Origin of the sequence: Cohnella sp. AR92 (genome assembly GCF_003990975.1) — a bacterium.
In the GTDB taxonomy this organism is placed as follows: Bacteria; Bacillota; Bacilli; order Paenibacillales; family Paenibacillaceae; genus Cohnella.
The window spans coordinates 84,107-108,031 of the sequence record NZ_RZJR01000017.1; the positions used below are offsets into that span (position 1 = coordinate 84,107).

A 23,925-nucleotide genomic window follows, 5' to 3' on the forward strand; every position below is an offset into this window, starting at 1 on the left:
TTTTTGTTAGAATGCTTCGAAGCAAATAACATTTCGAATGAGTTTCCGCAATCAACGCCTTGTTATTTAGCTCGCCTATTGTTCACGATTACTTAACGAATATCATCCTCAGTTATCGTAAGCAATAATTGCTTTGTTAAATTGGGATGATTGTTTAATCGAAGTGATTGCTGACGTAGCGAGTCTTCATACAAATTTCTTACAGCTCTACCGTTTCCGAAGTCAGGTTGCATTTTAGTTTGATTTAATCGTCTTTGTATTAAAATCTTAGCCTTTTCTGTAACAATGTATTGATTTTCCTTGTAGTATCCTAATGCAATTTCTAGTAGTTCTTCAGATGTGTAATCAGTAAAATGTATTTGTAGCTGATCTGGGAAACGAGAGCTCAGACCTGGATTTAGTTTGAGAAGGTTAGACATTTCTTTTTCATATCCCGCAATTATAACGACTATTTGTTCTCTGTAATCTTCCATTAATTTAACGAGAGTATCTATTGCTTCTTTACCGTACGGATCGTTGTTTCCTTGGTATAGTGCATAAGCTTCGTCGATAAAAAGCACTCCATCTAACGCACTCATAAAAACTTCTTTTGTTTTTATAGCAGTTTGACCAAGATATTCTGCTACTAGATTTGCACGATCAGCTTCAACTAATTTGTTTGCTTTTAATGCCTCCAGATGGTAGAGCATTTTACTTACAACTCTTGCAATTGTGGTTTTACCCGTTCCTGGATTTCCTGTGAAGACCATGTGTAACGTTTGGTTAGAAACGGGTAACCCAAATTTAACTCTTTCCTTGGATACACGAATGTGCGCTTGCAATGTACGTAGGAATTCTTTTATCTTCTTAAGGCCAATTATGTCTTTCAGTTCTTCCTCAAGATCAAAGGTAAAGGAAGACAGGGAGGCATTGTATTTTGAAATTTCACTCTTATTATTTTGTAATGTAATGTTCACTTCCTTAGGAGGCGCTGGATTTATTTTCAAACGTTTTTCCACATCGAGTAAAGATGCCAATTCTTTTCTCAGGTGTGTATTAAGATGTCTATAATCTTCATGATTAATGAACACAGAAATGGGTATAATATGTGTCTTTTTTTCTCTCCCGTAACTGAATCCACCACCAGGCACGTACAAAGCTTTTTTCATTTTAATTTTTTTACCAAAGGGCAGTATGATTTCCTTCTTTTCATCCTTCAGTGATACAATCCAATTCCCATTATGATCAATCTTTCTATTAAAAGTAGCGGCAACCCATTTGTCATCGATTAATACATCAATATCAATTTGAAAGAATGTGAAGTAATGTTTAGCTTCATCTATTCTAAGAAAAAACATATTTCTCCGGACTTTGGCTTCAAAATATTCTTCATCAATCATTAAGATCCCCCAGCGACAACATATGGTATACAGCCGTATTCTTAGGGTTAAGTTTAGAAAAAATTAGTATATAGGTCAATGTTCTTTCTGAGTTGAACCGAGGTTCTTGGTCGAGAGGTGTTTACTTTTTAGAAAATTGCCTGGCTTAGTTTCGATGCCGGTATTTATTTTGCAATCAATCTGATCGATCATTTCAGGTTTGGTAGTAAGACAATACCATTGAGAACTATATGAAAACAAAGAAAGTAATTCAATCCATAAGGAAGATATCAAGCCTTTGCAAACTTTAGCGAAAATTCTTCAACATATTTCAATCAATCCGAAAGTATCGGTGCAACCTTTGTGCCCCCTTTGGTATGTCCGGGTTTTTCAAACGATTTTTTCAAACCCTCTGGAAGTTAACACGCAAAATGGCGGCTCTGGTGCAGAATCAATTGCCTTACGAATGTAAACATGAAGTGTCACAAAGAGGCAGTAATCGGCTCGACGATTCGCTTTATTCTCTCCAGGCCTTCCCACATGTCGCCCGGGCCGTCGTAGATGAGCACGTATGCGCCATCGAATCCCGACCTTCGCGAAGCTTCCAGACAGCGCCGGAATTCCGCCTCTTCCGGCAGGCCCGCTTCGTCATAATGGGCTTTAGCGTGCAAGGATACGCTGTGCGGCGACAAGAGGGCGATGTCTTCGTATTTCGCCGCTCCCTCGAAGTTGCCGAAATCGGTGATGAAGCCGATCTCCCAACCGGTTTGCTCCAACAAACGCAGAGAGCTGGTACCGGTCGAAGTCAGCGGCTTGAAATTCTCGGTTATGACGCGCACGTTTTTGATTTTCCCGTAATCGGCAAGCTTGCCGAGCGCGGACGCGGATTGTCGGATAGCATCTTCATCCGTCGGCAGCGCCTCGCCGGCGATGATACGGATCCGTTTGGCGCCGCAGGCAGCGGCGACATCGATCCACTGTTTCGCAAGCGCGAGGTCCGCTGCGGCGCGGCGCTCATCCGACGATGTCAGGTCTCCGTAGTCGAGCAGCAGCGTATCCAGCGAGACGCCGGCCGCGGTAAACGCGGCTCGCAGACGGTCCAAATAGTCTGCCTCCGTCGAAGGGAAGTGAAAGTGGCCTATCTCGACCGCCGCGTATCCTCGCCTTGCAGCCTCCGCGGGAAGCTCAAGTAACGTATGTACGAGCGGCTGCTCTTGAATATGCGTCTCATGCGTACCGGAGGCTTCATTCCAGACGGTCCAACGCAAAGGACCGAGCAGCCGGTGCAGGCTCCAGGTGCTGACAGAAATATAGGACATAAGGTCACCTTCCGGGATGGGCGGAGATTTAGATCCGCGCGATTTCCTTAATTATACATAATCCCTAGCCCATTAGGATAGCCCGGCTATCAGGCCATGCATGGAGGGAGCCGGCGAAGGGAAGACGTTCCTTCGGGAACGGGGCGGGCTCGGACGGGGATGCACCGCAATTGTGTAAACAACGGTTAAGCAAGTAAAAAGATGCGCGTTGTTGGAGAATCTCCCGTCTTACTATAATGAAAGCGCAACCAAAACAGAGAAGAGGAGTGACACGGTGCGAACTCGATCTTATAGCATGAGAAGCATGGGCATTCGCAAATTTCTTTATATCCTGCCGTTTATGATTATGCTTGGCGTCTTCGCTTACTATCCGTTATACGGATGGGTATATGCTTTCTTCGACTATATGCCGCCGATTCCGCTGTCGAAATCGCCGTTCGTCGGCTTCAAATGGTTCCATTCCTTGGTCGAGAACCAGGTGAAGGTCGATCAATTGCTGGTGATCATCAAGAACACGTTCGGGATGAGCGGCTTAAACCTTCTTTTCTCCTGGCTCCCCATGATATTCGCTATCTTCCTGACCGAGATCAAGGCTGTCCGCTTCCGGAAGTTCATCCAGACGGTCACCACCCTCCCCAACTTCATCAGCTGGGTATTGGTCTATTCGCTGGCCTTCTCCATGTTCTCCAGCGAAGGGATCGTCAACGGCCTTCTGAAGCAGCTGGGAGTGATCGATTCTCCGATTATGTTCCTCCAAAGCTCCGAACACGTGTGGCTGACGATGTGGCTGTGGACGACCTGGAAGGTGTTGGGCTGGTCGGCCATCCTGTATATCGCGGCGATTATGGGAATCGACGATTCCCTGTATGAAGCGGCTCATGTAGACGGCGCGACAAGAATGCAGGTCATCCGGCACGTCGTCCTGCCAAGCATGCTTCCGACTTACTTCGTGCTGCTAATGCTGCAGATCGCCAGCTTCCTTAACAACGGATTGGAGCAATACTTCGTCTTCCAGAATGCCTTCAACAAAGACAGTATCCAGGTTCTGGACTTGTACGTGTACAACCTGGCCATGGGAGGCGGCAGCTATTCCGTGTCCGTCGCGATCAGCATGCTCAAGAGCGTCATCAGCGTCGTGCTCCTCTTCTCGGTGAACGGGCTGTCCAAATTAACGAGAGGGGAGAGCATCGTATGAGCGATAACGCAGCTGAGCTGGCGCCCCATGAGCCGGAGCGTCGAAGCCGATTGGATAAGAAGATGAAATTCCAGGTCAGCACGGCGGACAAATGGATTACGGTTCTGATCTACACCCTGTTCTCCCTGTTCGCCTTTGTCTGCGTCTATCCTTTCTACTCGATCATCATCAATACGATAAGCGCCAACGATCTCAGCGCCAGAGGCGAGATCGTGTTCTACCCGAAGCACATCCACTTTCAGAACTACTTGGACGTGTTCAAGATTCCGGGGCTGGGGCATGCCGCCCTCGTCTCCTTGGGAAGAACGTTGATCGGTACGTCCTTGACGGTAGGAACTTCGGCTTTCCTGGGGTTCATGTTCACCCAAGAGGATATGTGGAAGCGGAAGTTCTGGTATCGGTTTACGGTAATCACGATGTTCTTCAACGCCGGGATCATTCCATGGTATTTGACCATGAAATCCCTGCATCTGACCAATAATTTCCTGGCCTACATTCTGCCGATGATGGTCGCTCCCTTCTATATCATTCTGGTCAAGACGTTCGTGGAATCGACGCCGAAGGAGCTGCAGCAGGCGGCCAGCATCGACGGGGCCGGGGTGATGACCCTCTTCTTCAAGATCATGCTGCCGATAAGCAAGCCCATTCTGGCGACGGTCGCCATCTTCGCGGCGGTCGATCAATGGAATTCGTTCCAGGATACGCTGCTGCTGGTGACGGACAGCAATCTCTACAGCCTGCAATTTATTCTATACAACTATATTAATCAGGCCAGTTCCTTATCGACCATGGTCAATCTGCAGAACGCCGGCTCGACGGCCATGGCCAGCCTGGCAACCAAGCAGACGACGACCTCCATCCGAATGACGGTGACCATCATCGTTGTGGCGCCTATCTTGCTAGTCTATCCGATTTTCCAAAGGTTCTTTGTCAAAGGAATTATGATTGGCGCCGTTAAAGGTTAATCCGCGCCATTATAATACATTAACGTTGTGGGGGGTAACGCATGAACAACAGCAGGAAAGTCGCAAAAAAATCGATGGTGGTCACGTTGGCCGGTCTCTTCTTGGCATCGGCGGCATTGACCGGGTGCAATAACGGATCCGACAATAAACCGTCGGCATCCAGTGAACCGTCCTCCTCCAGTTCGGGGGCAGCGACATCCCAAGCGGGTTCCGGGATCGACCACAGCAAGCCGCTGACCATCACCGTGTTCGACAATGCGGCCAATTACCAAGGAGAGCAGACGGGGTGGTACGGCAAGCTGCTCAAGGATAAGTTCAATCTGACCTTGAACATTCTTGCTCCGCAGGTGGCCGGGGACCAGCTGTACAAGACGAGATCGGCGGCCGGCGATCTGGGGGATCTCATGATCGTCGATAACAGCCAGATGGAAGAATTGATTCCGGCCGGTCTGATCATGGATATCTCGGATAAAATCAAGAACACGAAGTACCTGTCCCAATACGTGGACAAACACTTTAAGCCGTTTAACGCCGGCTTCGATAAAGTGAATCCGGAAGGGAAGATTTACGGGCTGCCGACCTTCGAAGCCGATACTTCGCCTACGACCTTCTCGGAAGAGCTCCCTTACTCGAGCCCGATTATGCCTTGGGATTATTACAAGGGAGTCGGTGCTCCCAAGCTGAACAATCTGAATGATCTGCTCAACGTCTTGAAGCAGATGCATGAGAAATACCCGAAGTCGCCGGACGGCAAACCGATCGTTCCGATCACCCTGTGGAAGGATTGGGACGGCGGCACCGGCGCCATGGAGAACGTCCGCTGGATCAGTAACTGGTACGGCTATGAGAAGCCGGACGGCACGACGACGATCCAGTTGAACGCGAAGGGCGATATCGTGCCGATTATCGACGACAACAGCATGTACAAGAAGGTTCTGCAATTCTTGTTTACCGCCAACCAAATGGGTCTGGTAGATCCCGACTCGCCATCCCAGGATTGGAACAAGGTTAACGAGAAGCTGACCAACAAGCAAGTCCTTCTCTTGTGGTACTCCTGGCAGAGAGGCTTCTATAATACGATCGAGAGAGGCAAGAACGGAGACGGCAACGTGTCGGTTCCGATCGCGGACACGCACATCATTCAGAGCAGCGACGCTTATTACGGCAACGGAAGAGTGTTCGCCATCGGCTCGAAAGCGAAGGATCCCGACCGGATCATCGAATTCCTCGATTGGTCCGCCTCTCCGGAAGGGCTGCGCTACTACACGAACGGCTTCGAGGGCTTCAACTACGAGAAGACGGCCGACGGCAAGTATAAGCTGACCGAAGTCGGACAGACCGCCTTCCAGAAGAATACGCCGGTTCCGGATCAGTACGGCGGCGGCGGTTACCAGGACGGTCAGAGCAAGCTCAACACCATGATCATGAGCGACTTCGTCAAGGATCCGGATACGGGAGAATTCTACAACAACAATTACTGGAGCACGACGATCGAAGCGAACAAGACGGCTTTGACGACGGATTGGCAGAACACCTTTAACGCAACGAACGCGACGGACTACTACTTGAAGAACAACATGATCGATATCGTCCCCAATATCAACACGAGCCTCGGAGCGGATAACTCGGACATTAAGAACAAGCGCAGCCAGATTTCGGACTATGTGAAGAACACGTCCTGGAAGATGGTATTCGCGAAAAATCAAGCGGAATTCGACCAGCTGTGGGCGAAGATGCAGAAGGACGTCGTGGGACTCGGCTGGAATGACGTCTTGGCCACGGATACGACCCGGGCTCAGAAGATCGTGAAGATGCGCGCCGAAGCGCTGGCAGCCAAGTAAAATTCATAGATTCATTTAAGAGGAGGGTGGATATCCATGCGATATCCTCCTCCGAATTTTGTTACAATCAGGTAGTGAAAGGAGTCGTATAGGATGCTCAGAGTCGTAAAGGTAGAGAACGGGACGGTTCAAGGGCTGCCCGCCGCCGACCCCCGAATCACGAGCTTCAAAGGAATTCCGTTCGCCGCTCCGCCTGTAGGCGACAACCGCTGGCGCGCCCCGCAGCCCGCCTCGGACTGGGAAGGGGTTCTTTTGGCGCACGAATTCGCGCCGGTCTCCATGCAGGTGAGACAAGAGATCGACGAGAATAACATCTATACCCGGGAATGGGCCGTCGAGCCGGATATTGCCATGGATGAGGACTGCCTTTATCTTAATGTATGGACACCGGCTAAGAGAGTCGACGAGAAGCTGCCCGTGTACGTCTGGTATTTCGGAGGCGGCCTGCAGGTCGGCCATCCTGCCGAGATGGAGTTCGACGGTGAACGCATTGCCCGCAGAGGCATTGTCGTAGTGACGATCAACTATCGCCTGAATGCGTTCGGCTTCTTATGCCATCCGGAGATTACCGCGGAATCGCCGGAGGCTCCGGCGAACTTCGGCCACCTCGACCAACAATTCGCGACGCGGTGGGTCAAGCGCAATATCGCGGCTTTCGGCGGCGATCCGGACAACATCACCATCGGCGGGCAATCGGCCGGAGGCGGCAGCGTCATGAACCAGCTTGCTTCTCCGCAGAACGAGGGCCTATTCCGGAGAGCGATCGTTCAGAGCGGGGTCATCACGAAGCTTTACCCCGGGACCCGCATGCCGAAATTCCTTCGCGATTTGGCGGAGGCCGAACAAGATGGCGTTCGATTCTTCGAATCTCTCGGCGTGTCCTCGCTAGCGGAAGCCCGGAAGCTGGACGCGGCCTATGTCCGCGATAAGTACCTGGAGTCCAACCGATTCTGGGGCACCGTTGTCGATAACAAGTTCAACGTAGGCGATCCGTTCGAATTGTTCCTCCAGAACAAGCGCCGGATGGTACCGGTGCTCTGGGGCCATACGTCATCCGAATTCTTCAGCGTTCCCGAAGTCAGCGAGCTTGACGAATTCAAGCGCATGGCGGTCGAATTGTTCGGCGACGATGCCGAAGAGTTTCTCGGGCTTAGCGATGCGCAGTCGGGCAGCCTTGAAGACGCAGTGAAGAAAGCTTCGGTGAGCGGCATCGAATACGGGATCCGCATTGCGGGGCAGGCCAATGCCGATACCGGCGCCCACGTTCCGCTGTACTATTACAATTTCGATGCGGAGATCCCCGGTTGGGATAACCCGGGAACGTTCCACTCGGTGGATCTGTGGTTCTTCTTCGAGACGCTGGCGAAGTGCTGGCGGCCGTTCGTCGGCAAGCATTACGATCTGGCGCGCCAGATGTGCCATTACTGGGCGAATTTCATCCGCAATGGGGATCCGAACGGGCAAGATTCGACGGGAGAGGACTTGCCGAAGTGGGAGCCCTATCGTCCCGAAGCGCCGTTCGGCATGCGATTCGCGGATCAAGCCGAGTTCGTCCGGGAACAGCCGGGCGAGATGATGGAGTTCCTTGTACGGCAATATTTTAAGAGAAAAGGCTGAATCCGTTAGGGTTCGTTCGGAAGGGGAGCGCAACGAAGATGAAGAAACAAGGAATGAATCCATATCTTCCGTCATGGGAATACATTCCCGACGGGGAGCCTTACGTATTTAACGGCAGAGTTTACGTATACGGCTCGCATGACCGGTTCAACGGGCATGCGTATTGCCTCAACGATTATGTGTGCTGGTCGGCGCCCGTGGAGGATCTTGGCGACTGGCGGTATGAAGGCGTGATTTATAAGAAAACGAACGATCCATGGAATCCGGACGGCAGCATGTGCCTCTACGCGCCGGACGTCACGGTCGGACCCGATGGGCGATATTATCTCTACTATGCGCTCGATAAGGTATCCAACGTTTCGGTAGCGGTCTCCGACGCGCCTGCCGGCCCTTTTGAGTTCTACGGCTATGTCAAGTATGCCGACGGCACGCGTCTGGGGGAGAAAGAAGGCGATGAGCACCAATTCGATCCGGGCGTGTTGACCGAAGGGGAGAGAACGTATTTGTACACCGGCTTCTGCCCAGTCGGGGACCCATCCAGGCATGGCGCCATGGCGACCGTGCTTGGTCCGGATATGCTCACGATCGTGGAGGAGCCCGTGTTTGTCTTGCCCAGCGAACCGTATAGCAAGGGGAGCGGATTCGAAGGACATGCCTACTTCGAGGCGCCTTCCATCCGCAAGAAGGGCGACACGTATTATTTGATCTATTCGTCCGTCCGCATGCACGAGCTTTGCTATGCGACCAGCAAATCTCCGACCAAGGATTTTGTCTACCAAGGCGTCATTGTCAGCAATAACGATCTTCATATCCATTCCTATAAGCCGGCGTTCAAGCCGATGTTCTACGGCGGCAATAATCACGGCAGCATCGTTGAGATGAACGGGAAGTGGTTCATCTTCTATCATCGGCATACGAACGGAACGAACTTCAGCCGGCAGGGATGCATCGAGCCGATCGAATTCAGGGAGGACGGCACGATCGTGCAAGCGGAGATGACCACCTCCGGCCCGAATGGAGGACCGCTTGAGGGAAGAGGGGAATATCCCGCGTATCTGGCCTGCAATCTGTTCTGCCGAGACGAGGAGCTGTATACGGGAGCTCCCGGGGAATGGATGGACAGCCGCTTCCCGAAGATTACCCAAGACGGGAGAGACGGGGACGAGGAAGTCGGTTATATCGCCAATATGAGAGACTCCGCTACGGCGGGCTTCAAGTATTTCCGCTGCGAGGGAATCCGGAACGTCAAGATCAGGGTGCGCGGTTATTGCCGCGGGGCCTTCGAGGTCAAAACGTCCTGGGATGGGCCCGCTCTCGGAAGGATTCCGGTCGATTTCACGAATGAATGGAAAGAGTATTCGACGGAGCTCGCGATTCCGGACGGCATTCAAGCCTTGTACTTCACGTATACGGGCGAAGGGGGAGCCAGCTTGGCTTCGTTCGCATTGGAATAAATAATTGCGCATTGTCGGACCCCTTCCCGTCTGCCTATAATGAGAGCATATCCATATCCTTAGTAGAGGCAAGCCAAGGAAGGGGGAGACCATGGACAAAGGCAAGGCTCTTTCCTATATGACGTTGGGTTCGATCCTTCTCTTCACCGCTTCGCTAACGGCCTGCAACGGCAGCGGCAACGATATTTATAAAGCGACCGCAAGTCCGTCCGGCACCCATCCGGCAAGCGAAACGGGGAGGGAGAAGGCGGGGGATCCGCTTGGGGAATACGATCCGCCGATCGAGATCACGACCGTTCGCAATCTGAGCGACATCGTGGAGAATAACGTATTGAGCGTTCTGAAGGACGAAACGTTCGAAGATAACCGATGGACCCGATTATACGAAGACCAACTGGGAATCAAGATCCGAAACAATTGGGTTGTCAAAGGCAACGATACGTCGGATCCTTACCTGCAGAAGATGAACGTGACGCTGGCTTCCGGCGATCTTCCGGACGTCATTCCGGTCAATGCCACCCAGCTCAAGCAGCTCGCCGACTCGGATCAGATCGAGGATATGACGGATTTGTACGAGGAATACGCTTCTCCACTGCTCAAGGAGATCCTCTCCCAGGAAGGATCGGGGCCGTTCGATGCCGCGACCTTCGACGGCAGGCTGATGGCGATTCCCCAGACGGGATCCTCGATCGAACAAGCGCAATTCGTCTGGATCCGCACGGATTGGCTGGACAAACTGGGGCTGCATGCGCCGAGAACGATGGACGACGTACTCGCGATATCGAAAGCGTTTGCAGAGCGGGATCCGGACGGCAACAACCAGAAGGACACGTTCGGCCTCGCCATCACGAAGGAATTATGGGGCGGATCGATGGGGCTGGAGGGGTTCATGGCCGGTTACGGCGCTTATCCGAACATCTGGCTGGAGGACGGTTCGGGCAAACTGGCGTACGGCAGCGTACAACCGGAGATGAAGAAGGCGCTTAAAGCCTTGCAGGACATGAACAAAAACGGCGAGCTGGATCCGGAGTTCGGCGTCAAAGAGGGCAGCAAAATATCGGAAGTCATCGCAAGCGGGAAGATCGGCATGGAATACGGCCAACAATGGAATTCCATCTGGCCGCTGCAGCTGAATAAAAACAACGATCCGGATGCGCAGTGGCGCGCGTTCCCGATCGTTTCCGACTCCGAGCATCCGGCGAAGGTACCGTTAAAATTCAGCACGACGAAGTTCTTCGCCGTTCGCAAGGGGGCCGCTCATCCCGAGGCCGTTATCAAGCTGTTCAACATACACGTCGAGAAGAACTGGGGAGTGACCCAGGAGAACGACTACTATTACGCGCCGCGGGATTCGGAGAGCGTATGGCAGCTGTCCATGGTCCAACCCGCGCCGACCCGGAAGAACCTTGAGCTGTACCGAACGTTGGACGAAGTGCGTAAGACGGGCGACAAGTCGAATCTGTCGGGCGAAGCGAAGGCCATCCAACAGAAATTGGATGCGTACGCATCCGGTTCGAAGGAAGGCTTCGCTCTATGGGGCTGGGAACGCATCTACGGTTCCGAAGGGGCGGAAGGCGTCGTGGATCAATACGATAGGAACAAGCAATTCCTTCTCGACAAATTCGCCGGCGCTCCTACCCCGACGATGGTGGAGAGGCAATCGACGCTGGATAAAATGCAGAACGAAACGTTCATTCGGATTATCCTAGGCGCCCCGATCGAAGAATTCGACAAGTTCGTGGGGGATTGGAAGAAACTTGGCGGAGAGCAAATGACGAAGGAAGTCAATGATTATTACGCCTCCATGAAGGAATAATTCACTCCTTTTGCGCACTCATTTTCTGGATCGCTTCCGGTCATTACGCCGATCCGTTGGAGGCGGGACATGTTCAAGACGCCGATGTTTTCTTTACGCAACACGCTATTCCTCCGCTTGATTTTTACGTTTCTGCTTATCCTGATGCCGCTCCTCGTTCTCGGCGGCTATCTGTATCAGTGGTCCGTGCAAACAACGAGAGAGGATATCGCCAAGACGGCGGCCTCTCAGACGGCCTTCTATCTGACCGATCTCGAGAACGAAATCGAGAGAATCAAGCTTCTGCAATTCGGCCTGCTTGAAGACGAAGACTTGAATAAGCTTACGCTCCTCTGGGATCGGATGGGGATCATAGAGAAGACCGATCGAATCAACTCGCTTCGCAATCGTCTTTACCTTATCCAGAACAGCAGCATGTACATCAAAGAGGTAAGCGTATACATTCATCCGATCGAACGCGCGATCTCGTCCGTCGACGGCGTTAATCCGCTCGACGAGGAACGTTACGAGTCGGTGCGTTCCGTTTACGGCAGTCGGAAGACTCAAATCATCGAATGGAAAAAGGGGCTGTTCCTGAGCGCGGCGAAGCCGAGCGGAAGCCCGAAGGGACAGCCGTTATTCGTGGTCGAGATCGAGTTGGACCAGCAGAAGCTGAAGGAAGCGCTGGCCCAGTTCAATACGTATTCGGGAAGCGGAACCCTGCTCGTCTCGGTGAACGGCGGGATCCAGCTGACTAGCGGTTCCGTCGCGTCCTTTCGGAATGAGGCTTCTTCCTACGTCGGACAGCGCAAGAACGCCGACGATTACGTAGAAGCCCACGAGTTCGGGGGGCATTTGTATTATATCGTGTTCGCCGGTTCAGACAAGCTGAATCTGGCCATCTACCGGTTCATACCGTCCCAGGTCATCAGCAAGCCGCTGGCTAAATTCTATACGTGGGCCTGGCTGTTCGCTGCCGTTGCTCTCGTCATCGTCGTTCTGTACGCGATGTCAACGTATAAATTCATTCATAAGCCTCTGCTTCGTCTAGTAAAGAGTTTCCGCCGCGTGGAGAACGGCGATCTGGATCAAGTCATCACACACGAGTCCAAGGATGAATTCGGTTACCTGTACAGCCGATTCAATCAGATGGTCGCGAACCTTCGGTCGCTGATCGACCAGGCCTACCGGCAGAAGCTATTGGCTCAGCGAGCGGAATTGAAGCAGCTCCAATCGCAGATCAATCCTCATTTTCTGTTCAACAGCTTGTTCATGCTCAGCACGATGGCCCGTCGGGGGGATTTGGAGCGGGTCGATCAATTCGCGATCCAGCTCGGCGAATATTTTCGCTTCGTGACCCGAAGCGCCTCCGACGAGATCCCGCTCGCGCAAGAGATTCAACATGCCCGCACGTATACGGAGATCCAGCTGCTTCGGTTCTCGCGGCGTATTCGAGCTCGGTTCGAGGACCTCCCGGAGGAAGCGGCCCATACGATTGTCCCTCGGTTAATCGTGCAGCCGATCATCGAGAACGCTTTCGAGCACAGTCTGGAGCGCAAGGAAGAGAACGGGTTAATCGTCGTTCGGTTCGAGAGCGGGGATCGCGAAGTCCGCATCGTCGTCGAGGATAATGGCGATGACTTGACGGAAGAGAAGCTGAACGAATTATCGGCGGCTCTCGCGGATCGCGACGAATATGCGGAGACGACCGGGATGGTCAATATCCATCGCCGTTTAGCGATAACGTTCGGCGAGAGCGGCGGACTCGAAGTAGCCCGCAGCGAGCTCGGCGGCCTTCAAGTAACGCTTCATTTTCCAAGGAAGGAGCGATTGGATGTACCGATTGCTGATCGTTGACGATGAAGAGATGATAACCGACGGTTTATTCGAGACGCTGGCCGAACACGACTTGGGATTGGACCTGTGCAAGGCTTATTCGGGCAGAGAGGCGCTGAGTTGGCTCCATCGAACCCGGGTGGATATCGTGCTCTCCGACATCCGCATGCCCGGAATCGACGGGATGCAGCTCTTATCGATCATTAAGCGCAATTGGCCGCATTGCCTCGTTATCTTCCTGACCGGCTACAGCGACTTCGATTCCGTCTATCGGGCGATTCAGACACCCGGGGTCCAGTACTTGCTCAAGAGCGAAGGGTACCCGAAGGTTCTTCAGGCCGTTCGCGAAGCGGTGTCCGCGCTGGATGACAGTCTTCGCCGAAGCGATCTGGTCCGTCAGGCCCAAGAGAAGTTGAATACGCTTGAGGTCCTGGCTCGCGGAGAATACTTGCGCCATTTGCTTCACGGCGTGAAGCCGGCGCTGAACCTGGGAGAAGACTTCCGCAAGCTGAACATCCCGCTCGACGCCGACCAACCGATCTATATGGTTCAGGCCGAGCTCTCCTACGACAAGTCGGTCGCGACCTCTTACGCTAAACGGCAGGAATCCGCCCTGGCCGTAACCTTGCTGGCCGAGAGCTTCCTGTCCGGTCATGCCCGCTGCCTGGGAATGATCGACCGATTCGGAGATCCCGTCTGGTTCATCCAGCCGTCGCTCTTGGGAACGGATGGGAACGAAGCGGAGGAAGCTCCTGTTCTTCCTTATCTGGAAGGCCAGTTTGAACTGATTCAACAAGCCTGCCTGGATAGCCTCGCTATCTCCGTTGTCATCTCATTGGGAGACCGGCCTTGCGAATGGAAGAAGCTGTCATCGTTCTATGGGAAAATCAGGCGGAATCGGCAGGTGAGAACCGGCGATGGCACCCTATTGGTGCAGAAGGTGAACCTGGAAGCTTCCTGTGGCTCGAGAGAGGGCTCGCCGAGGGATAAATCGGATGCGTTATCCGCGCATCTGGATTCCGGGCGGCACGACGAATTCCTGCAGCTGTTCGATGAGCTTACCCAATCGGAGCGGGGCAGCGGCGAGCCATATCTTCTGGAGCTGTATTACACCATTTCGCTAGTCTTGGTCTCCTACATCAACCGGTGGGAATTGGCGGATCAGGTTGCCAATGTCTCGTCTCTTATGCGTTACGACGATTTCGCTTCGTGGGAGGAGGCGTTCGCATCCCTCCGGACAACGGCGGAAGCTCTTTTCGAATTAAGAAGCTCCGGCGAACGGAAGCGCGCCGCCGAAGCGATCCGGAAGGTTCGCCTCTATATCGAGGAGCATCTTAACGAGGACCTGTCGCTGGTCCGTCTCGCGGGCTACATTCATTTTAATCCGTCGTATTTATCCCGGCTCTTCAAACAAGAAGGCGGCGTCAACCTGTCCGATTATATCGAGACGGCCCGCATCGAGCGGGCCAAGGAGCTGCTGAGAAACGACGAATTGAAGGTGTTGGAGATCGGGGTTCGAGTCGGTTACGAGGCTTCCCAGTCGTTCACCCGATTCTTTAAGAAAGCGACGGGAGTGACGCCGCAGGAGTACCGGGAAGCTACGAGAAAGTAAGCCGTCGATGGGTCGGCGAAGGACAAGGAGATGAATTGGCGCAAGCCGATAGGGTTCGACACAAAAGGGCTGTCCCAAAAGTCATCTGACTTAGGTACAGCCCAGTCTTTATGTTTGCGATTAAATTTTGGAGGGATGTGTCTCCTTGTCTCCTTCCGGTTGCTGGTGCCGCCGTAAAATCGGATTTGGTAACCTCTGTACAAGGGGATTTCACGTCGGCAAAAGCAAACGCTTCGCTCCTCCAGGAGACACATGCCCTCTTTTTTGTATCGCTTTTTTTAAGAACAAGCATGACTTCAAAACGCTAAGAAACCAAAGTAGGAATTCACTCGACGTTGGACGTCCGTTTGTATGCGATCGGGCTCTTGCCGGTGAATTCTAAGAAGAGCTTTGAGAAATAACGGGGATTGGCGTATCCGACTCTCTCCGCGACGTCGTGCACTCGGCAATCCGAATGCTCCAGCAGCTCCTTCGCTTTGCGCATGCGGATTTGGGTAAGATGCTTCATGAACGTGGAGCCGGTCTTGCGATGGAAGACCGTGCTCAAATAGTTGGCGGATACCTGGAACTCCGAGGCGACTTGCAGCACGCTAATGTCTCTCATATAATTCGCTTCCATATATAGCAGCGCTTTAAGGACGCAGTCCTGGGGCCGATCCGGCTTCGCCACCTGCGCCAGCAAGAGCTGTCCGTGCTCCTTCAGCTTCGGAATCCATCGTTCGAGCGGCTCGTCGGCGTCCAGCCGGCATTGAATCGCATGGAGCAAATAGTCGGACGTGTTCTGCTTGGCTTTCTTCATGTCCATGGCAAGCCCTGCTTCGAACAAAGGCTTGATCTCGGCCAGCTGCGCGAGATAGAGGGCGTGAGAGCCTTCGGAATAGCTCTTGGCAAGCTTCATCATCTTCTCGCACCATTGAATCTCCCGCTCGCACTTGTTCCGGTTAAGCTCCTGTCCTCTCCACGAACGGTTGATGCCGCATAGAATTCGGAAGCGCGAAGCAGCGCGCAAGTCGTCGAGCGTCGATTTGATCCGGTCGGAGGAATCGCATTCCGCGCCAATCATCGTCAATCCGAACGCGGGCTGGATCGAAGCCCTCATGCACTCCGAGAGCTCCGCTTGAACAAGTTCCCGAGTTCGCTTGGACGCCCTATCTTTCTTGAATCCGCAGATGATCGCGGGTTCTCCATTGTCGAGAAAAAGCAGGGAGTGGCAGAAATGCGGATCTTCGATCGTACGCAACCGTTCCTTAGCCTTGCAGCAGAAGCCGCTTAGGAGCCGCAGCTGCTCCTTGTCCGCCAGTCCGCTGTCCACGCTGAACGTGGCGATCAGGAATTGCAGCTCGTTGAACCGTCTGGACTCTTCGGGAGACAAGCCCGAGCCTAACCCGTAGCCGAGGGAGATCATCGCGGCTTCGAATTTATTATTCATAAACTCGGTGCGGGCAAGCAAGGTGGTTCGCACTTTGTCCAGCGCGGCGCGGAGCTCGCTCACGCCCGCAGGTTTAAGCAAGTAGCCGGATGCCCCCAGCTTGATCGCTTCTTGCGCCAGCGTGAACTCGGAATAGCCCGACAGGATGATCCATTCCAGATGAGGGAAATCGCGCTTCAGATCATTGATCGCTTCGATTCCGGACAGGTAAGGCATCTTGATATCCACTATCGCAAAATCGGGCTGCTTGTCGCGAATCACCTCGACGAGCTGCCGGCCGTCGGAAGCGACTCCCGCAATGAAGTAATCGTCGTCCATCTCTTCGATCATGCTGATCAGGCTTGCTTGCACGAGATATTCATCATCCGCAATGACTATTCTCATGACGCTTCCTCCTGTATGGGTATCCGAATTACGATTTTCGTCCCGACTCCCGGCTCGCTTGCCAGAAGAAACCCGGAATGGGGATAGGCCAAGCGCAGGCGCTCTTGCACGTTGACCAGACCGACGCGATGTCTCGGGTCGACAACGGAAGGTTCGAATCCGGCGCCGTCGTCCTCGACGACGATCTCGATGGAAGCATTCTCGAGATCGCCGAGCCGGTTCGCCGAGATCGAGATGAGACAGCTGCGGTTGATCGGTTCGATGCCATGGATGATGGAGTTCTCGATGAGGGGCTGGAGAAGCAGCTTCGGCAGATAGAACGACTCGATACGGCTGTCGCATTGAACGCGATACTCGAACCCTTTTTGCTGGAACCTCATTCTCTGCAGATCGCAATACATGTTCAGAAATTCGAATTCTTCCTTAATCGTGGAGCGGTCCGAGTTAAGCAGGATATACCTTAGCATCTTGCTCAAGGCGACGATGGCGTTCTCCAGGCTTTGTTTCTGACCGAGCCGATTCAGGCCGATGAAGCCGTTCAGCACGTTGTACAAGAAGTGGGGCTGCAGCTGCGCTTGGAGAGATCGGAACTCGGCGTTCCGCAAATTCAGCTCGGCATTGCGCAAGTCCAACTGCGCGCGATACTCGCGCTCGATCATCTCGTTTAAGGGGGCAATGATCCAACGCGATAGCGAGAGGAAGATAACGATAGTGAAGATCACCCCGCCCAAGCCGTACAGGACGCCCCATAGATGCACGTTCGTAAATTGGTCGTTGATCGCCGTCTGCGAGATGAGGACGACGATTCGCCAATTGGCCTTCTCCAGCTTCTGGTCGACGACCAGATAGCGGTCATCCGCGCTTCTGATCGTGGCGTGACGAGCCGCGATCTGGTTCAGCATGTCAGGACTAAAATAAGAAGTGCTGTAGATCACTTGGTCGAGGTCGTCAAGGACGGCAATGGAGGACTTGAAGTTCAATCGGATATCCGAGACGATCTTCTGCAAGACTCGGGTGTCGGCATCCGCCATGATGAAGGCAAGGTTCTCCTCCGTATCCGGATCCTTTATGATGCGGGCCACCGAGAAGACGCTGCCCGGAGGGGCGTTGCTGATATAGTCCCGGGGATGCGAGCTGATAAACGCCGCCTTCCCGTTGCCTTCAAGCGTCTTCCGATACCAAGCTTGCTCCCGATAAGGATAGTTGCTGGCGGAATCGTAAGCATTCCAGCCTTTAGAGCCCAGATAGACGGTGCCGTCCTTCGCGATGAGGATCGTACCTTCAATGTCGTCTCTCGTAATCCTCATATAATTCTCGAGCGAGTTCGTCAAAGTCCGGTTCGTGGACAGCAGCGTATACATATCGGCCGACTGCCCCAGCTCCGCCTTCACTTTCAGGGCGTTCATGATGTCCGCGTTCAGATACGGGATGATCGTCAAGTTCTCCAGATCGTCCAGGTAAGCTTCCATGTTCCTTCTAAGGGCGATGATCGTGTTCGACGTTTCGTTCATCGAATTGCGGACGAGGATCTTCTTGTAGGAGTAGGGCATGACGATCATGATGACAATCGTCGGCACGATGATCGTAAGCAGATAAAGAGTGGATAATTTAAAGCGAAACGAATGGAAGATTCGCATATATCCAGTCTCCTGAAAGCGTTGTCAATGATTATTATAACAGAAGGCCTGGAAATATCATCCTTTAACGGCGCCGGAAGTCAGTCCTTGGATAAAAAAGCGCTGGAGGAACAAGTAAAGGACGGCTAAAGGCAGCGCTGCGATGACCGAACCGGCGGCAACCCAGCCGACGTTGCTCGTGTATTGGCCGAAGAAAGCGGACAACGCAACCGAGAACGTTCGGGAGTTTGTTTTCTGCAAGAAGAAGATCGAGAATTGATAGTCGTTCCAGATGTTGACTCCGTTGACGATGATGACCGTTGCGGTGACCGGCTTAAGCAGAGGAACGATCAATCGGAAGATGACGCCGATCCGGGAAGAACCGTCGATCAGAGCCGCTTCGTCCAGCTCGCGGGGGATGCTGCCGATAAATCCGGTATACAGGAAAATCGTAATCGGAAGATAGAAAGTGACATGCAGCAGAATCATGCCCCAGTACGTGTTCAAGGCGCCGAGATCGACGTAGAATTTGTAGAGCGGGACAAGCGTCGAGAGCGGCGGAACGATTAGGGATGCGATGAAGAAGCTGTACATGAACTGGTTCCAACGGGTTCGATAACGGGAGAGCGGGTAGGAGGACACCGTTCCCAGGACGATCAGAAGAGCGATGGCGCAGCCCGTGATGACGAGGTCGTTGATGAAGGCGCGATGAAGGTCGGCGCGGTTCCAGGCTTCCTTGAAGTTATCCCAGAACCAGTAAGTCGGAATTCGCCACTTGGAGCTAAGGTCGGACTCTCTCTTGAACGAGCTCGTCAGCAGCACGTAGAAAGGCAGAATGTGCAGGAGACAGATCAGCAAGGCGGGAAGCTCCAGCCACTTCTTGGACTTCATCATATATCCTGCTCCCTCCTTCTCAAATAATAGAGCGCGGTCAAGCTGATGAGCGAGATGATCGCGAACATCAGAATGCCGAGGGAGGAAGCGTATCCGGCGTCCTGTCGGGTGAAGTATTGCCTGTACATGTAAGTGGACAGCGAAGAGGAAGCGTAACCCGGCCCTCCGTTCGTCAGTGACACGACGACGTCGTACAGCTTGAAGCCGCCGATCAGATTGAGCACGATGCTGATCGTCATGGACGGAGCCAAGAGCGGCAAGGTGACGTTCTTGAACTTGGAGAAGGAGGAGGCGCCGTCAATGGCGGCCGCTTCGTAATAGTCTTTGGGAATGACTTGAAGTCCGGCCAGATAGATGACCATGGCGATGCCGAGGAATTGATACGTGTTGACGAAAGTGATCATCCAGACGTTAACCTTGGAGTTGCCGAGCAGATCGATAGGGCTGCTCTTGAACAGCAGAATGATATCGTTGATCGCGCCGCCATTGTACTGAAAGAAAAAGTACCATACATACCCCATGATGAGCGGGCTGATGATGACCGGCAAATAAATGATCGTCTTCGCGATGCCGGCGGTACGCATCTTATAATTCAGAAACAGGGCGTAAGCGAGCCCGATGACATTCTGGAAAAACGTGCTGCCCACTCCGTAAATGAAGGTATTGTAGATGACAATAAGCGTATCCTGGTCGTGGAACATCCGGCGGTAGTTGCCGAATCCGATCCAATCCCACGTTTGCGAGAAGCCGTCCCAATCCGTGAAGCTGATCTTGACGCCGTTCGCAAGCGGGTAAACGATAAAAGTGAGCAGAAGCACGACGGTCGGCACGTACAACAAATTAAGCCAAGCGGGCGAATTGAACGATTTCAAAGGGGTCCCTCCATTGCGAGCGGATAAATAAGGAACGGATGCGAGTATAAAGATTCCCGTACCGCTCGATAGACGGGCGGTACGGGATGGCATCCGGCGAGAACCTCGTTATTTCTTGGACAATCGGGCGACGTTCTCTTTCATGATCTGGCTGTATTTGTCGGGCGAGATATGGCCGGAGATCAGATCGAGGCCGGAGTTGCACATGACGTCCCACATGCCGCTAGGCAAGTAAACGCGGTCGAAGTAAGGGAATACCCGAATGCTCGCGTATTGATCGTAGAAGCTCGCGAATTCGTGCGTCGCCTTCACGCCGTTAAGGCCGGCGGGCAGCTTCAGGACGTTGGCGATCTTGGCCATGTTGTCCGGTTGAGCGAAGAACTCGATGAATTTCTTCGCTTCGGCCGCATGCTTCGAATCCTTCCAGACTCCCATCGTATTGCGCTCTCCGCCCGAGAAGGAGGGTTCGTCGCCGGCTACCATGGAAGGTACGGGCATAATGCCGATCTTCGTGTCCTTATTCACCTTGTAGGCGTCATCCGCGAAGGAAGGGCTGCCCATGAAGAAGGCGACCTTATCGGTTGCGAACAGCTTAGGGAGATCCGTGTATTTGGCGGTGATGATATCTTTGTTCATGTAGCCTTTGTCGTACATTTCCTTGAACTTGGCGGGCAGCGGCGTCCATTTGGTCCAGTCGAAGCTGCCGTCCAGCAGCGCGCTCGCCGAGTTGTCGGGAGGGGAGATCAAGAGCGAGCTGGCGAATTCGTCGAAGAATTGGCCGACCGTCCAGTTGTCCGCGCCGGCGTAGTAGAACGGGGTGACGGCGCCTTTGCTTTCCGTCTTGATCTTCTCCGCGGCGGCGAGGAATTCGTCGAACGTCTTCGGAACCTCGATGTTGTATTTCTGCAGCACGTTCACGTTATAAGAGATACCGTCTTTCGCTTCGCTGATCGGAAGCACGTACACCTTGCCGTCTTTGTCGGTGACGACGTTCTTGATCGAATCGGTCATCTGAGAGACCCAAGGTTCGTCTCTTAGATCAGCCAGGTATTTGCCGTAGCGGATAATGGCCCATCCATGGGTGTCGAATACGTCGGGCAGCTCGTTGGCCGCCATCTTTACCTTCAAGACGTTCTCGTAGTCGCCCGGGAATTGAATGTCCACTTTGATGTTCGGATTCTGCGATTCAAAGTCTTTGGCGATTTGCGCGTACACGTCTTGGCCCGCCGGAGCGCTGACGTTCATCGCTACCGATATCGTGACTTGCTCCTGGGAAGCGGAAGGCGATGCGGACGCTGATGCGGACGCTGATGCGGATGGAGAAGCGGAGGCGGAAGGCGAAGCCGAATTGTTGTTGTTCCCCCCGCATCCGGTCAAGCTTAAGGATGCGGCCAATACCATAGCGGTGATTCCAAACCAGGATCTCTTAATCATCGTACCCCTCCAATAATGGTTCTGAATCGCAATAGCCAATCGTCATCCAGAATTTGGCTACATCGGAATCATAGCATTATTGACAGCGCTTTCGTGAGTAAGAAAACTACGCTCGATGTACGGATTTCTCTTCTGTGCCGGGAATGTGCTCGAAGGACGCAGCCCAATCTCATTTTACAAAACGACGAAACTCCCGCCACGTGCTGTTTATACTTCTATGATAGATTTTAATAGAAGACCATATGAAGCAGCCTGGAGGAGAGAGTTCCATGGATATTCGTATCGTAGCCGCCAATCGGGATGATTTTCTGGAAATGATTAAGCTCGCGGATCTCTCCATGCCGGACCGTATGAACCTGCACGAGTTGAAGAAGTACATCGAGTTGTTCCCTGATCTCCTCTTTAAAGCGACGCATCATGGCCGAATGATTGGCTTCTGCTGTGCGGGAATCGATATGTACCAAACGACGGGGTGGCTGCTGTTCAGCAATGTGGTCGAAGAATATCGAAGCCTGGGGATTGGCAAAAAGCTGATTCATACCCGTCTGCAAGCTCTTCAGCAATTCCGCAACATGAAGCAGGTGCTCGTGACGGTCAACGCAAAGAATGCGGCATCGATACGCGCCTTGCAATCGGCGGGGTTCCAATGGAACCGAACGGAACCGGACTATTACGGCCCGGGCAAGCATCGGGAGATCATGCGGCTTGCGGTATCTCCTTTATCTTATCGACCGTTGGACAACCTTGAAGCGCTACCTATATTCTAGGCTTAAAAATGGCAAAGAGACTTCAATGCGGCAATCTCCATCTCTATCATAACGAGACGAAATGCCCCTATTCTATGCAGTAGGGGCATTTCGTTATTTTCAAGACTCTGTTATCCCTTGTTTACGAACGGTCGCACGTGCCGGCATAAAGCAGATAAGCGACGCTGCAAGGGCAGCTGCGAGAAAGAGCACCGACCCGAGTATGGAGTTCGATACGGCATGAGCAAATTGCAGCTTCGAAGATATGTCCGTATGAATGCTTCCATTAAAAACGGTTATTAGGACAGCCAAGCCCAACGAAGACCCGCTTTGATGAGCAACATTAACGAGGCCGGAAGCTGCTCCCGTATCGCGCGGGTCCACTTCGGAGAGCCCCATAGCGGTGAGCGGTTGGAATACCATCCCGGCGCCTATTCCCATAACAATTAACAGAATGAAGATAAGCGGGAAGAACTCCGCTTGCGAGTTGACGATTCGGCTCAACCAGAGCGTCCCCATAAGTGCGATCAGCAAACCGGATAGCAGGACATTTCTACTGCCATAACGGTGAATCAACTTAGACATCAGGAACATCATCGCGAATTGGGAACCCGTAAACGGCACGAAGGCTAAACCGGCTTCTAACGAACTGTACCCGAGGACGTTCTGCAAATATTGAGGGACAAAGAAAAAGATGGCGAAGTTCCCGCATACCACAAGGAACCTTCCCAGATAAGCTCCGGCTCGCAGGCGGTTGGCAAACAATCGAAGCGGGACGATCGGCTCGGCTACCCGGGCTTCAATCAGCACGAAGGCAGTTAACGAGATCGCTCCGGCTGCGAGCCAGAGCCAGGTGGCGCTGTTGTCCCAACCATGATTCGCCGCTTGAACAAAGCCGTATACCAACGCGGTCATGCCGATGATAGAGGTGAACGCTCCTCCCATATCGAATCGCCCGATTCTTGTACTTGTTTGTTGAATAAATCGGTGAGCCAGAAACAGCAAGGCAATTCCAACGGGAACATTGATTAGCATCCCAACGCGCCAAGAAAGAAAGTCCGTTAAGAAGCCGCCGAGAAGAAGACCGACGCTGCCGCCCGCAGCCGACACCGCGCTGTACATCGCGATAGCTCTTGAACGTTCTTTGGCTTCCGTGAAGTTAGCCGATAGCAAGGCTAGCGCAGCGGGCGTTGCCAATGCCGCCGCCAAGCCTTGGATGGCACGGGACACCAGCAAGAACCCGGCTGTCGGCGCCAAACCGGCCAGAAGAGAGGTTAGCGCAAATAATCCGATACCTATTCCGAGAATTCTTCTGCGCCCAAGAAGATCTCCTGCCCGGGCACCAAGCAGCAAGAATCCCCCGAATGCCAGAATATAACTGTTCTGGACCCAAGTAAGGCTGGTCGTCGACATATGAAGCGAACGGCCGATCTCCGGCAGTGCCGTTACCATAATGGAGGCGTCAAGCACGACGATCAATTGACAAGCAATGATGATGGTTAGAATAATCGATTTCGTTGAAGTCATATGCAGCGTCCCTTCCTTTTATCGTGATTGT

The 23,925-nt window shown here is 53.0% G+C and carries 17 protein-coding genes; 9 read left to right on the forward strand and 8 right to left on the reverse strand.

Annotated elements, in window-relative coordinates; genetic code table 11:
• Positions 1 to 92 precede the first annotated feature (92 nt).
• Both ELR57_RS24030 and ELR57_RS24035 read right to left on the reverse strand, forming a co-directional pair.
• A complete protein-coding gene (locus tag ELR57_RS24030) occupies positions 93 to 1,379 on the reverse strand; it encodes an AAA family ATPase (RefSeq protein WP_126961784.1) in 1,287 nt (428 codons plus the stop codon).
• A 461-nt stretch (positions 1,380 to 1,840) separates the two neighbouring features.
• Positions 1,841 to 2,677, reverse strand: coding sequence for a sugar phosphate isomerase/epimerase family protein (locus tag ELR57_RS24035; RefSeq protein ID WP_126961787.1), 837 nt, complete (start codon positions 2,675 to 2,677; stop codon positions 1,841 to 1,843).
• A gap of 274 nt (positions 2,678 to 2,951) precedes the next feature.
• Between ELR57_RS24035 and ELR57_RS24040 the strand changes: the two genes are divergently transcribed.
• The 8 genes from ELR57_RS24040 to ELR57_RS24075 all read left to right on the forward strand — a co-directional run bounded on the left by ELR57_RS24040 (position 2,952) and on the right by ELR57_RS24075 (position 14,992).
• A complete protein-coding gene (locus ELR57_RS24040) occupies positions 2,952 to 3,872 on the forward strand; it encodes an ABC transporter permease subunit (protein ID WP_238162672.1) in 921 nt (306 codons plus the stop codon).
• Positions 3,869 to 4,837, forward strand: coding sequence for a carbohydrate ABC transporter permease (locus ELR57_RS24045; protein WP_126961789.1), 969 nt, complete (start codon positions 3,869 to 3,871; stop codon positions 4,835 to 4,837). The genes ELR57_RS24040 and ELR57_RS24045 overlap by 4 nt, the downstream gene beginning before the upstream one ends.
• 41 nt (positions 4,838 to 4,878) lie before the next feature.
• A complete protein-coding gene (locus ELR57_RS24050; RefSeq protein WP_126961791.1) occupies positions 4,879 to 6,678 on the forward strand; it encodes a type 2 periplasmic-binding domain-containing protein in 1,800 nt (599 codons plus the stop codon).
• 93 nt (positions 6,679 to 6,771) lie between these two features.
• The gene (locus ELR57_RS24055) at positions 6,772 to 8,295 is read left to right on the forward strand and encodes a carboxylesterase/lipase family protein (protein WP_126961793.1); all 1,524 of its coding nucleotides are present in this window, start codon (positions 6,772 to 6,774) and stop codon (positions 8,293 to 8,295) included.
• 38 nt (positions 8,296 to 8,333) lie between these two features.
• Entirely contained in the window at positions 8,334 to 9,749 is a 1,416-nt protein-coding gene (locus tag ELR57_RS24060; RefSeq protein ID WP_126961795.1) for a family 43 glycosylhydrolase, read from the forward strand.
• 91 nt (positions 9,750 to 9,840) lie between these two features.
• A complete protein-coding gene (locus ELR57_RS24065) occupies positions 9,841 to 11,565 on the forward strand; it encodes an extracellular solute-binding protein (protein WP_126961797.1) in 1,725 nt (574 codons plus the stop codon).
• Between the two features lie 69 nt (positions 11,566 to 11,634).
• Complete coding sequence (locus tag ELR57_RS24070) at positions 11,635 to 13,401, forward strand: sensor histidine kinase (RefSeq protein WP_126961799.1); 1,767 nt, start codon at positions 11,635 to 11,637, stop codon at positions 13,399 to 13,401.
• On the forward strand, positions 13,379 to 14,992 hold the full coding sequence (locus ELR57_RS24075; protein WP_126961801.1) for a response regulator: 1,614 nt from the start codon (positions 13,379 to 13,381) through the stop codon (positions 14,990 to 14,992). Before ELR57_RS24070 ends, ELR57_RS24075 begins: the two co-directional genes overlap by 23 nt.
• Positions 14,993 to 15,317: 325 nt before the next feature.
• Here the strand turns inward: ELR57_RS24075 and ELR57_RS24080 are convergent, their stop codons facing one another.
• From ELR57_RS24080 to ELR57_RS24100, 5 genes are all read right to left on the reverse strand, one after another.
• Positions 15,318 to 16,805 (reverse strand): response regulator, encoded by a 1,488-nt coding sequence (locus tag ELR57_RS24080; RefSeq protein ID WP_158630146.1) that lies wholly within the window; start codon positions 16,803 to 16,805, stop codon positions 15,318 to 15,320.
• Positions 16,802 to 18,442 (reverse strand): sensor histidine kinase, encoded by a 1,641-nt coding sequence (locus tag ELR57_RS24085; protein ID WP_126961805.1) that lies wholly within the window; start codon positions 18,440 to 18,442, stop codon positions 16,802 to 16,804. Before ELR57_RS24085 ends, ELR57_RS24080 begins: the two co-directional genes overlap by 4 nt.
• A 57-nt stretch (positions 18,443 to 18,499) precedes the next feature.
• Complete coding sequence (locus ELR57_RS24090; RefSeq protein ID WP_126961807.1) at positions 18,500 to 19,315, reverse strand: carbohydrate ABC transporter permease; 816 nt, start codon at positions 19,313 to 19,315, stop codon at positions 18,500 to 18,502.
• Positions 19,312 to 20,187, reverse strand: coding sequence for a carbohydrate ABC transporter permease (locus tag ELR57_RS24095; RefSeq protein ID WP_238162673.1), 876 nt, complete (start codon positions 20,185 to 20,187; stop codon positions 19,312 to 19,314). The genes ELR57_RS24090 and ELR57_RS24095 overlap by 4 nt, the downstream gene beginning before the upstream one ends.
• 108 nt (positions 20,188 to 20,295) lie before the next feature.
• A complete protein-coding gene (locus tag ELR57_RS24100) occupies positions 20,296 to 21,621 on the reverse strand; it encodes an ABC transporter substrate-binding protein (RefSeq protein WP_126961811.1) in 1,326 nt (441 codons plus the stop codon).
• 269 nt (positions 21,622 to 21,890) lie between these two features.
• Here ELR57_RS24100 and ELR57_RS24105 point away from each other — a divergent pair, with 269 nt between their 5' ends.
• Positions 21,891 to 22,388, forward strand: coding sequence for a GNAT family N-acetyltransferase (locus ELR57_RS24105; RefSeq protein WP_126961813.1), 498 nt, complete (start codon positions 21,891 to 21,893; stop codon positions 22,386 to 22,388).
• A 99-nt stretch (positions 22,389 to 22,487) separates the two neighbouring features.
• Here ELR57_RS24105 and ELR57_RS24110 read toward each other — a convergent pair whose 3' ends face one another.
• Positions 22,488 to 23,894, reverse strand: coding sequence for an MFS transporter (locus ELR57_RS24110; protein ID WP_126961815.1), 1,407 nt, complete (start codon positions 23,892 to 23,894; stop codon positions 22,488 to 22,490).
• Between the last annotated feature and the right edge of the window lie 31 nt (positions 23,895 to 23,925).

What these genes read in the sequence shown, in the direction of transcription:
- ELR57_RS24030 (WP_126961784.1), bottom strand. Translation starts at nt 1,379, where the DNA reads ATGATTGATGAAGAATATTTTGAAGCCAAAGTCCGGAGAAATATGTTT.
- ELR57_RS24035 (WP_126961787.1), bottom strand. Translation starts at nt 2,677, where the DNA reads ATGTCCTATATTTCTGTCAGCACCTGGAGCCTGCACCGGCTGCTCGGT.
- ELR57_RS24045 (WP_126961789.1), top strand. Translation starts at nt 3,869, where the DNA reads ATGAGCGATAACGCAGCTGAGCTGGCGCCCCATGAGCCGGAGCGTCGA.
- ELR57_RS24050 (WP_126961791.1), top strand. Translation starts at nt 4,879, where the DNA reads ATGAACAACAGCAGGAAAGTCGCAAAAAAATCGATGGTGGTCACGTTG.
- ELR57_RS24055 (WP_126961793.1), top strand. Translation starts at nt 6,772, where the DNA reads ATGCTCAGAGTCGTAAAGGTAGAGAACGGGACGGTTCAAGGGCTGCCC.
- ELR57_RS24060 (WP_126961795.1), top strand. Translation starts at nt 8,334, where the DNA reads ATGAAGAAACAAGGAATGAATCCATATCTTCCGTCATGGGAATACATT.
- ELR57_RS24065 (WP_126961797.1), top strand. Translation starts at nt 9,841, where the DNA reads ATGGACAAAGGCAAGGCTCTTTCCTATATGACGTTGGGTTCGATCCTT.
- ELR57_RS24070 (WP_126961799.1), top strand. Translation starts at nt 11,635, where the DNA reads ATGTTCAAGACGCCGATGTTTTCTTTACGCAACACGCTATTCCTCCGC.
- ELR57_RS24075 (WP_126961801.1), top strand. Translation starts at nt 13,379, where the DNA reads ATGTACCGATTGCTGATCGTTGACGATGAAGAGATGATAACCGACGGT.
- ELR57_RS24080 (WP_158630146.1), bottom strand. Translation starts at nt 16,805, where the DNA reads ATGAGAATAGTCATTGCGGATGATGAATATCTCGTGCAAGCAAGCCTG.
- ELR57_RS24085 (WP_126961805.1), bottom strand. Translation starts at nt 18,442, where the DNA reads ATGCGAATCTTCCATTCGTTTCGCTTTAAATTATCCACTCTTTATCTG.
- ELR57_RS24090 (WP_126961807.1), bottom strand. Translation starts at nt 19,315, where the DNA reads ATGATGAAGTCCAAGAAGTGGCTGGAGCTTCCCGCCTTGCTGATCTGT.
- ELR57_RS24100 (WP_126961811.1), bottom strand. Translation starts at nt 21,621, where the DNA reads ATGATTAAGAGATCCTGGTTTGGAATCACCGCTATGGTATTGGCCGCA.
- ELR57_RS24105 (WP_126961813.1), top strand. Translation starts at nt 21,891, where the DNA reads ATGGATATTCGTATCGTAGCCGCCAATCGGGATGATTTTCTGGAAATG.
- ELR57_RS24110 (WP_126961815.1), bottom strand. Translation starts at nt 23,894, where the DNA reads ATGACTTCAACGAAATCGATTATTCTAACCATCATCATTGCTTGTCAA.